6 protein-coding genes, 1 tRNA gene and 2 pseudogenes are annotated in these 9,836 nt (G+C 71.4%); 8 read left to right on the top strand and 1 reads right to left on the bottom strand.

Features of this window, described 5'->3' with window-relative positions; all coding sequences use genetic code 11:
* Positions 1 to 57: 57 nt before the first annotated feature.
* Positions 58 to 513 carry an RrF2 family transcriptional regulator gene (locus tag DRV84_RS14520; RefSeq protein ID WP_115981982.1) on the bottom strand — a complete coding sequence of 152 codons (456 nt, stop codon included), beginning with the start codon at positions 511 to 513 and terminating at the stop codon, positions 58 to 60.
* Between the two features lie 171 nt (positions 514 to 684).
* Here DRV84_RS14520 and DRV84_RS14515 point away from each other — a divergent pair.
* The 8 genes and pseudogenes from DRV84_RS14515 to DRV84_RS14480 all read left to right on the top strand — a co-directional run bounded on the left by DRV84_RS14515 (position 685) and on the right by DRV84_RS14480 (position 9,836).
* Positions 685 to 2,886 (top strand): annotated as a pseudogene (locus tag DRV84_RS14515) (4Fe-4S binding protein).
* Positions 2,879 to 4,821, top strand: a pseudogene (gene nosZ, locus DRV84_RS14510) (TAT-dependent nitrous-oxide reductase). Before DRV84_RS14515 ends, nosZ begins: the two co-directional pseudogenes overlap by 8 nt.
* 2 nt (positions 4,822 to 4,823) lie before the next feature.
* Positions 4,824 to 6,161 carry a nitrous oxide reductase family maturation protein NosD gene (locus DRV84_RS14505; RefSeq protein WP_115981980.1) on the top strand — a complete coding sequence of 446 codons (1,338 nt, stop codon included), beginning with the start codon at positions 4,824 to 4,826 and terminating at the stop codon, positions 6,159 to 6,161.
* Positions 6,130 to 7,023, top strand: coding sequence for an ABC transporter ATP-binding protein (locus tag DRV84_RS14500; RefSeq protein WP_115981978.1), 894 nt, complete (start codon positions 6,130 to 6,132; stop codon positions 7,021 to 7,023). Before DRV84_RS14505 ends, DRV84_RS14500 begins: the two co-directional genes overlap by 32 nt.
* Entirely contained in the window at positions 7,020 to 7,841 is an 822-nt protein-coding gene (locus DRV84_RS14495) for an ABC transporter permease (RefSeq protein ID WP_115981976.1), read from the top strand. The genes DRV84_RS14500 and DRV84_RS14495 overlap by 4 nt, the downstream gene beginning before the upstream one ends.
* Positions 7,838 to 8,413, top strand: a complete 576-nt coding sequence (locus tag DRV84_RS14490; protein WP_115981974.1) for a nitrous oxide reductase accessory protein NosL — start codon at positions 7,838 to 7,840, stop codon at positions 8,411 to 8,413. The genes DRV84_RS14495 and DRV84_RS14490 overlap by 4 nt, the downstream gene beginning before the upstream one ends.
* A gap of 1 nt (position 8,414) precedes the next feature.
* Complete coding sequence (locus DRV84_RS14485) at positions 8,415 to 9,323, top strand: FAD:protein FMN transferase (RefSeq protein ID WP_115981972.1); 909 nt, start codon at positions 8,415 to 8,417, stop codon at positions 9,321 to 9,323.
* A 423-nt stretch (positions 9,324 to 9,746) separates the two neighbouring features.
* Positions 9,747 to 9,836 (top strand) — tRNA-Ser (locus DRV84_RS14480).

The raw sequence follows: 9,836 nt of genomic DNA, 5'->3' as shown, positions 1-9,836 counted from the left end.
GCGGCGCCGCATGGGCGACGGCGGGGCGGGGCCGCGCGGCGGTCGGGCGGGTGATGCCTAGCGTTCGGCATCCGGCCGCCAGGCCGGGTCGGCGAGGCGCGCGTCGATGGCCTCGGGCGTGACCGCGATATCGGCGAGCGTGTACCTGTCGAGGACGGCGAGCATCGCCTGCGTCGCCTCGGAGAGAATCGCCGGCAGCGTGCAGAGCCCGGTGATCCGGCAGGCGTTGTCGGGGCGCTGGCATTCGACGAGGGCGAAATCGGGTTCCGTGCGGCGCACCACGTCGCCGAGCCCGATCTCCGCCGGCGGGCGGCGCAAGTGGACGCCGCCGCCGGGGCCGCGCACCCCGTCGAGGAAGCCCGCCTGCGTGAGCGCGCGCACGACCTTCTTCAGATGGGCGGCCGAGATGTCGTAGACGGCGGCGGCCTCCTCGACCGTGATGTTCCGCTCCGGCCGGCTCGCCGCGAGGATCAGCACGCGGATCGCGTAATCGGAAAACTTCGTCAGGCGCATGGCTGCGCTCCTTTCCGTGGGGCGCGGCGGCCGCCGGTCCCGCTGCCGCTAGGTTACGCCGCAAAAGGGGCATTTCATTTGACCTTGGTCAAGGTCGGGGTGTGCGGGCATGGGCATACGTTTGCACACCGAATAGGGGCATCGGAAATGACCTTGTATGCAAGCCCTGCGATGTGTTTCCTCCGCATCCGCATCCGCATCCGCATCCTCGTCCTCGCGGCGCTCGGCCTGATCCTCCCGGCGCTTCCGGCGGTCGCGCAGCCCTCGCACCTGGCGCGGCTTCTCGACGAGGTGGCGCCCGGCGAGCTCGTCGAGCGGGCGGATGCCTACGGCGCCCTGCGCGACGACATGCCCGTGGCGCCGGTGCTCGAGGACGGCGAGCGCATCGCCTGGGCCTTCGTCACCTCCGATTTCGTGAGCACCACCGGCTACTCCGGCAAGCCGATCCACGTGATGGCCGCGGTGGACGACGCGGCGCGCGTGACCGGCGTCGCGCTCGTCGAGCATTCGGAGCCCATCGTGCTCATCGGCATCCCCGAGGTGGAGATGGCGGCGCTGACGGCGGATTACGCGGGCCTCGACCTCGTGGCCGAAGCCGAGACCGGGGGCGAGGCGCATGATCTGGAGATCATCTCGGGCGCCACGGTGACGATCATGGTGATCGACGACTCCCTCGTGCGTGCCGGGCTGAAGGTGGCGCGCCGGCTGGAGCTCGGCGGCCTGCGGCCGAAGACGGAGACCGGCCCGCAGTTCGAGATCGATCCCGCCGCCCCCTCGCCCGAGGACTGGATGCAGGCCGAGGGCGACGGCACCATCCGCCGGCTGACGCTGGACGCCGGACAGGTGAACGCCGCCTTCGAGGCGCTCGGCGATCCGCGCGCGGCCGAGCGGCCGGTGGGGGAGAGCCCCGAGGAGACCTTCATCGACATGCACGCGGCGCTCGTCAGCGTGCCGGCCGTCGGCGAGGCGCTGCTCGGCGCGCGGGAGTACGCGAACCTGCGGGACTGGCTGGCGGAGGGCGAGCACGCGATCCTCGTCGCCGGGCGCGGGCTCTATTCCTTCAAGGGCTCGGGCTACGTGCGCGGCGGCATCTTCGACCGGATCGTGCTCGTGCAGGACGAGCTCTCGGTGCGCTTCCGCGACCGCGGGCACCGGCGGCTGGGCGAGATCGCGCTGCCCGGCGCGCCCGCCTTCGAGGAGCTCGACATCTTCAAGATCCCGGCCGACGCGGGCTTCGACCCGGCCGAGCCCTGGCGGCTGCAACTGCTGGTGCAGCGGGAGGTGGCGGCGCTGGAGCGGCTCTTCGTGACCTTCGATCTCGGCTACGGGCTGCCCGAGACCTATCTCGCGCCGATCGCCGCGCCCTCCGAGCCCGCGCTCGCCAAGGCCGACACCGGGGAGAGCGCGGCGCAGGCGGAGCTCTGGAAACGCATCTGGCGCGACAAGACGCCCGAGATCGTGGCGCTCGCCGCCATGCTCCTCGTGCTCACGGGCGCCTTCTTCTTCCAGAACCAGCTCACCCGCAGCGCGCGCGCCGTGGACTGGTTCCGCCTCGGCTTTCTCGCCGTGACGCTCGTCTTTCTCGGCTGGTATGCGAACGCGCAGCTGTCGGTGGTCAACCTGATGGCGCTCGCCGGCGCGCTCGCCTCGGGGTTCAGCTGGCAGGCCTTCCTGCTCGACCCGCTGACCTTCATCCTGTGGTTCTCGGTCGCCGCCGCGCTGATCTTCTGGGGGCGGGGGGCCTAATGCGGCTGGCTCTGCCCATTCGGCGCGCTGCAGGAGCTGACCAACCGGATCGCGCGTGCGCTCAAGGTGCCGCAGGTGACGCTGCCCTGGGGCCTGCACGAGCGCCTCTGGCCGCTCAAGTACACGATCTTCCTCGGCCTCTTCGCGGTGACGCTCGTCTCGATCGAGACCGCCGAGGCGCTGGCCGAGGTGGAGCCCTTCAAGACGGCGATCGTGCTGAAGTTCGCACGGGCGTGGCCCTTCGTCCTCTACGCGCTGATCCTCGTCGGCATCGGGCTCTTCGTCGAGCGTTTCTACTGCCGCTACCTCTGCCCGCTCGGCGCGGCGCTCGCCATCCCGGCGCGGCTGCGGATGTTCGACTGGCTCAAGCGCTACGGCGAATGCGGCAGCCCCTGTCAGACCTGCAGCCGCGAATGCCCGGTGCAGGCCATCCACCCCGAGGGGCACATCAACCCGAACGAGTGCGTCAACTGCATGCACTGCCAGGTGCTCTACCACTCGGAGACCAAGTGTCCGGTCGTCATCCGTCAGCTCAAGCGGCGGCAGAAGGCCTCGGCCGGCGCGGCGACCCTCGACCGCGCGATCCAGAACCATCCCAACCAAAAGAAAGGGAAAGTCCATGTCTGATCGGGACGGAAAACGCGGCATCAGCCGCTGCGGCCTGCTCGGCGCGACGGCGGGGAGCGCGGCGCTCCTCGGCGCGGGCGGCGCACGGCTGGCCATGACGGGCGGCACGGCCGCCGGCGTCACGGCGGCCACCGCCGGCGCGGCCCGGGCGGCGACCGACGCGGTCTCGCTCGCGCCCGGCGAGCTCGACGAGTACTACGGCTTCTGGTCCTCGGGCCAGACGGGCGAGCTGCGCATCCTCGGCTTCCCCTCCATGCGCGAGCTGATGCGCGTGCCGGTGTTCAACCGCTGCTCGGCGACCGGCTGGGGCCAGACCAACGAGAGCCTCCGCATCCTCGAAGAGGGCACCCTGCCCGAGACGAGGGCCTTCCTCGCCGCGCAGGGCAAGCGGGTGCACGACAACGGCGACCTGCCCACCCGCACATGTCCTTCACCGACGGCACCTACGACGGCCGCTACATCTTCGTGAACGACAAGGCGAACACGCGCGTGGCGCGGGTGCGCTCCGACGTGATGAAGTGCGACAGGATCACCGAGATCCCGAACGCCAAGGCGATCCACGGCCTGCGCCCGCAGAAGTTCCCGCGCACGGGCTACGTCTTCGCCAACGGCGAGGACGAGACGCCGATGGTCAACGACGGCTCGGTGCTCGACGAGCCCGAGAAATACGTCAACTTCTTCACTGCCCTCGACGGCGACACGATGGAGGTCGCCTGGCAGGTGATGGTGACGGGCAACCTCGACAACACCGACTGTGACTATCAGGGCAAATACGCCTTCTCGACCTCCTACAACTCAGAAATGGGGATGACCCTCGCCGAGATGACGGCGAACGAGATGGACCACGTGGTCATCTTCAACCTCGCCGAGATCGAGAGGGGCATCGCCGCCGGCGACTACGTCGAGCTCAACGGCGTCAAGGTGATCGACGGGCGCAAGGGGCAGAACAAGAGATACACCCGCTACGTGCCCATCCCGAACAGCCCGCACGGCATCAACACCGCGCCGGACCAGCGCCACGTCGTCGTCAACGGCAAGCTCTCGCCGACCTGCTCGGTGCTCGACGTGACGAAGATGGACGCGCTCTTCGAGGAGGACGCCGACCCGCGCTCCATCGTCGTGGCGGAGCCGGAACTGGGCCTCGGGCCGCTGCACACCGCCTTCGACGGGCAGGGCAACGCCTACACGACGCTGTTCCTCGACAGCCAGATGGTGAAGTGGAACATCGAGACGGCGATCCGCGCCTACCGGGGCGCGAGCGTCGATCCGATCGTGTCCAAGGTGGACGTGCACTATCAGCCCGGCCACAACCACTCGACCATGGGCGAGACGAAGGAGGCCGACGGCCGCTGGCTGGTGTCGCTCAACAAGTTCTCCAAGGACCGCTTCCTCAACGTCGGTCCGCTCAAGCCCGAGAACGAGCAGATCATCGACATCTCGTCGGACGAGATGCAGGTGGTCCACGACGGCCCGACCTTCGCCGAGCCGCACGACGTCATTCTCGTGCGACGCGACATCGTCAACCCGGTCAACGTCTGGGACCGTAACGACCCGATGTGGGCCGAGACCCGCGCTCAGGCCGAGGCGGACGGCGTGGACATCGACTCCTGGGCCGACACCGTGATCCGCGACGGCGACAAGGTGCGGGTCTACATGACGACGCGGGCGCCGGTGTTCTCGCTCGACAAGTTCGAGGTGACCGAGGGCGACGAGGTCACGGTGATCGTCACCAACCTCGACGATATCGACGATCTCACGCACGGCTTCACGCTGAACAACCACGGCGTGGCGATGGAGGTCTCGCCGCGGCAGACCGCCTCGGTGACCTTCACTGCCGCCAAGCCGGGCGTCTACTGGTACTACTGCCAGTGGTTCTGCCACGCGCTCCACATGGAGATGCGCGGCCGGATGCTGGTCAAGCCGCGGGGTGCCTGACCATGACGCGCGTCCGCATCCTGATCGCGGGTCTCCTCGTCCTCGCCGCCTGCGCGGCGGGGGCGGCGGAGCGCGTCGTGGCCCCGGGCGCGGGCGCGCTGGCCGAGGCCGTCGCCGGGGCCGCCCCCGGCGACGTGCTGATCCTCGCGCCGGGCCGTCACGACGGCCCGGTCACCCTGAACAAGCCGCTGACCCTCGACGGGCGGGGCGAGGCGATCGTCGACGCCGGCGGCGCGGGCAGCGTGATCACCGTGACCGCGCCCGACGTGACCGTGCGCGGCCTCGAACTTGTGGGCTCCGGCTCGTCGCACGAAGGCATCGACTCGGGCGTGCAGCTCACGCAGGGCGCCACCGGCGCGCGCGTGCTGGGCAACCGCATCCTCGGCAATCTCTACGGCGTGGACATCCACGGCGCTAAGGACAGCCTCGTGCAGGGCAACACCATCGTCGGGCGCCGCGGCCACCGGATGAACGACCGGGGCAACGGCGTCTACGTCTGGAACGCGCCCGGCGCCGAGGTGGCCGGGAACGACATCCGCTACGGTCGCGACGGCATCTTCACCAACACCTCGCGCGACAATGTCTTTCGCGACAACCTCTTCCGCGATCTGCGCTTCGCGGTGCATTACATGTACACCAACGGCGGCGAGGTGACGGGCAACGTCTCGATCGGCAACCACCTCGGCTACGCGCTGATGTTCTCCCACCACATCACCGTGCGCGACAACCTCTCGCTCAATGACCGCGACCACGGCGTGATGCTGAACTACGCCAACAGCGCCGACGTCGTGGGCAACCTCGTGCGCGGCGGGCAGGAGAAGTGCACCTTCATCTACAACGCGCACAAGAACCTGATCGCCGGCAACCGCTTCGAGGGCTGCGGCATCGGCGTGCATTTCACCGCCGGGTCGGAGCGCAACGCGCTCACCGGCAACGCCTTCGTCGGCAACCGCACGCAGGTGAAATACGTAGGCTCCCGCCACGTCGAATGGAGCCTCGAGGGGCGCGGCAACTACTGGTCGGATCACCCGGCCTTCGACCTCGACGGCGACGGCATCGCCGACAGCCACTTCCGGCCCAACGACCTGATGGACCACATCCTCTGGTCGCAGCCCGCCGCGGCGCTCCTGACCGGCGCGCCGGCCGTGCAGCTCATCCGCTGGAGCCAGGCGAGCTTCCCGGCGACCCTGCCGGGCGGCGTTCTGGACAGCCACCCGCTCACCCGCCCCGTCGAGATCCCGGTGCCCCCGGCGATCGCGGCGCTGGAGGCGGACTCGAGCCCCGATTGGGGCGACAAGGGACAGATCGATGACGCATTTGATCCTCTCGCGGCTCACTAAGACCTTCGGGCGCGAGACCGCGCTCGACGACGTGAGCCTGAGCGTCGCCCCGGGCGAGCGCGTGGCGCTCCTCGGCCACAACGGCGCGGGCAAGTCCACGCTGATGAAGATCGTGCTGGGCCTGATTCCGGCCGACGCGGGCCGCGTCGAGGTGCTGGGCGCGCCGCCCGGCAGCCCGCAGGCGCGGGCGCAGGTGGCCTATCTGCCCGAGAACGCGGCCTTTCACCCCGCGCTGACGGGCGAGGAGCAGATGGGCCTCTACCTGCGGCTCAGGGGGCAGTCGCCGCGCGACGCGCGCCCGCTTCTCGACCGCGTGGGCCTCGGGTCTGCCGCGACGCGGCGGATCGGCACCTATTCCAAGGGCATGCGTCAGCGCGTGGGCCTCGCGCAGGCGCTGATCGGGCGGCCCCGGCTCCTGATCCTCGACGAACCCACGAGCGGCCTCGACCCGGTCTCGCGGCGGGAGTTCTACGCGATCCTCGACGATCTCGCCGCCGACGGCGCCGCAATCCTGCTGTCGAGCCACGCGCTCACGGAAGTGGAGGCCCGGACCGACCGCATCGCGATCCTGTCGCGCGGCGTGGTCGTGGCGGACGACACGCTGGCGGGCCTGCGCCGCAACGCGGCGCTGCCCACGCGGATGCAGATCGCCGCGCGCCCCGGTGCCGCCGACGAAGTGGCGGAGGCGCTGCAGGCCGGGGGGCGCAACGGCGTCACCGTCGATCTCGTCTGCGCGGCCGACGAAAAGCTCGACCGCCTGGGCCGCATCGCGGCGCTGGGCCCGCTCGTCGAGGACGTGGAGATCCTCCCGCCGAGCCTCAAGGACATCTACGACCACTACAGCCGGAGGGAGGCGAAATGACCGCCGCACTCGGACTTGCGGGCTGCGAGTTCCGCATCGCGCTCAGGAACCGCTGGGTCGCCATCGTCATCGCCATGATGGCGCTCTTCGCGCTCGTGCTCGCGGCTGCGGGCAGCGCGCCCACCGGCGCGCTCGGCGCCGACAGACTGTCGGTCACGGTGGCGAGCCTGACGAGCCTCGCCGTCTATCTCGTGCCGCTCGTGGCGCTCCTGATGTCCTTCGACGCCATCGCCGGAGAGGTCGAGCGGGGCACGCTGCCTCTGTTGCTGACCTATCCGGTCTCGCGCGGGCGGGTCCTGCTGGGCAAGGCGGCTGCGCATCTGGCCACGCTCGCCATCGCGTTCGCCGTGGGCTACGGCCTCGCCGCCGGGGCGGCCTTCGCGGTGGACGCGGAGGCGGCGCGCGGGCTGCCCGCGCTCTGGCGGCTCTTCTGGTCCTCGCTGCTCCTCGGCGCCGGCTTCCTCGGGATCGGCTACGCGCTCGCGGCCGTCGCGCGCCGTCCCGGTGCCGCCGCGGGGCTCGCCATCGGGCTCTGGCTGGTGGCGATCGTGCTCTACGACCTCGGCCTCCTGGCGGCGGTGGTCGCCGACGGGGGCGGGGCGTTCACCACCGACGTCTTCCCGTGGCTCCTGCTGGCCAATCCGGCCGACGCCTTCCGCCTCTTCAACCTCGCCTCGTCCGAGGCGACGGCCGCCGCCGCGGGCGTCGGCGGCGCGGCGGCCGCGATCCCCGCGTGGCAGGCGCTCCTGTCGATCACGCTCTGGCCGCTCGCCGCTTTCGCACTTGCCCTTCAGGCCTTTCGAAAGGTCACGCCATGAAACGCCTTCTTCTGCTCTCCGTCCTTCTGCTTGCCCTGCTCGCCGCCTGCGACGAGGAGGAGACCCCCGCGCCGGAGGCCGTCGCCATGACCGAGGAGGCGCTCGGCCACTATTGCCAGATGCATCTCGCCGAGCACGCCGGGCCCAAGGCGCAGGTGCATCTCGTGGGCGCGCCCGCGCCGCTCTTCTTCTCGCAGGTGCGCGACGCGATCTCCTACGAGCGGATGCCGGAACAGACCGCCGCGATCGCGGCGATCTACGTCAACGACATGGGCCGCGCGCCGAGCTGGGCGGACCCCGGCGCCGAGAACTGGATCGCCGCGGAGGCGGCGCATTACGTCGTCGGCTCCGCGCGGGTCGGCGGCATGGGCGCGGCCGAGCTCGTGCCCTTCTCCGATCTCGAGGCGGCCGCGGCCTTCGCGGCGGAGCACGGCGGCCGCATCCTCCGGCTCGCCGACATTCCCGACGATCAGGTGCTCGCCCCGGCTGAAACCGGGACCGAGACCGGAGCCGACGGCGAGCAGGATTTCAGGGAGCGGCTCGAGCGGCTCTCGACGGAAAGGCAGGGATGAAATGGCGGTTCTCACGAGACGGCGGTTTCTCTCGATCAGCGCGGCCGGCGCGGCGGTGTCGGCCGCCGGCGGCGCGCCCGCGGCGCCGGTGCGGCGGTGGGAGGGGCGGGCGCTCGGCGCCCGCGCGGCGATCCGGCTCGCCCACCCGGACGGCGCCCGCATCGCCGCGCGCGCCTTCGCCGAGATAGAACGGCTGGAGAGCGTCTTCAGCCTCTACCGCGCGGGCTCCGCGCTCGCGCGCCTCAACCGCGACGGCCGGCTGGACGCGCCGCCCGTCGAGCTCGTCGAGTGCCTCGGGCTCTGCGGCGCGGTGCATCGCGCGACGGAGGGGCGGTTCGATCCGACCGTGCAGCCGCTCTGGACGCTCCACGCCGAGGCCCACGCTGCGGGGCGCGCGCCCGAGGGGGCCGTGGTCGCGGCGGCGCTCGACCGCGTCGGCTGGGCGGGCGTCGGCGTGAGCGCCGCGGCGATCACCCTCCGGCCCGGCATGGCGCTCACCCTCAACGGCGTGGCGCAGGGTTACATCGCCGACAGGGTGGCGGCGCTTCTCCGGGCCGAGGGGCTTTCCGAGGTACTCGTGGACACCGGCGAGCACCACGCGATCGGCGGCGACTGGCCGGTGACGCTCGTCTCCGGTGCGGGCACGGAGGGGCGCCTCGCGCTCCGCGACCGCGCGCTCGCGAGCTCCGCGCCGCAGGGCACCGTCTTCGATGCGGCGGGCGTGGCCGGCCACATCCTCGATCCGCGCGCGGGCATGCCCGCCGCGCCGCGCTGGCGCCTCGTCAGCGTCACCGCGCCGCGCGCCGCGCTCGCCGACGCGCTGAGCACCGCGCTGGTGCTGATGACGCGCGAAGAGATCGCGCGCACGCTCGCCGCCGTCCCTGAGGCCCGGCTCGCCGCGGCCGTCTGAGCGCGCCGGGTGTATCCGGCTGGGCCGCCTGGATCCGTGCAGGGCGCCGCGATCCCCGGCGCCCTCTTGCGCGCTCGCGCGCCGAGGCGGGTGTGGATCGCGCGTCGCGGAGGCCCTGCGATCCGCGGGGGCGCCTTCGCACTGCCACCCGACCGACCCGGCGAGGGACGATGGTCCCGCCACCGTCGCCGCGCGCGTCGGTGACCCCGCCCGCGGAAACCTTGTACGGCGCAGTCCGACCGTCAGCCATGACGCGCTTGGCCGACCCGTCGCCCGACGTGCCATGGCGAACCAAGGGCAGGCGGCCGCGCACGGCGGCGGGCGGCGCCGACCGAACACCGGGGCAGGCCACCGCACCGGCACGTCCCGCCGCGACGGCGCCCCTTGCATAACCGGCGGAGCTGAGTCAAAACGCATCCTCGCGGAGAGGTGGCCGAGCGGTCGAAGGCGCACGCCTGGAACGCGTGTAGGCCCGAAAGGGTCTCCAGGGTTCGAATCCCTGTCTCTCCGCCA

The organism is Rhodosalinus sediminis (assembly GCF_003385555.1).
GTDB classification, from domain to species: Bacteria; Pseudomonadota; Alphaproteobacteria; order Rhodobacterales; family Rhodobacteraceae; genus Rhodosalinus; species Rhodosalinus sediminis.
This window is presented reverse-complemented; position numbering and strand designations above follow the sequence as displayed.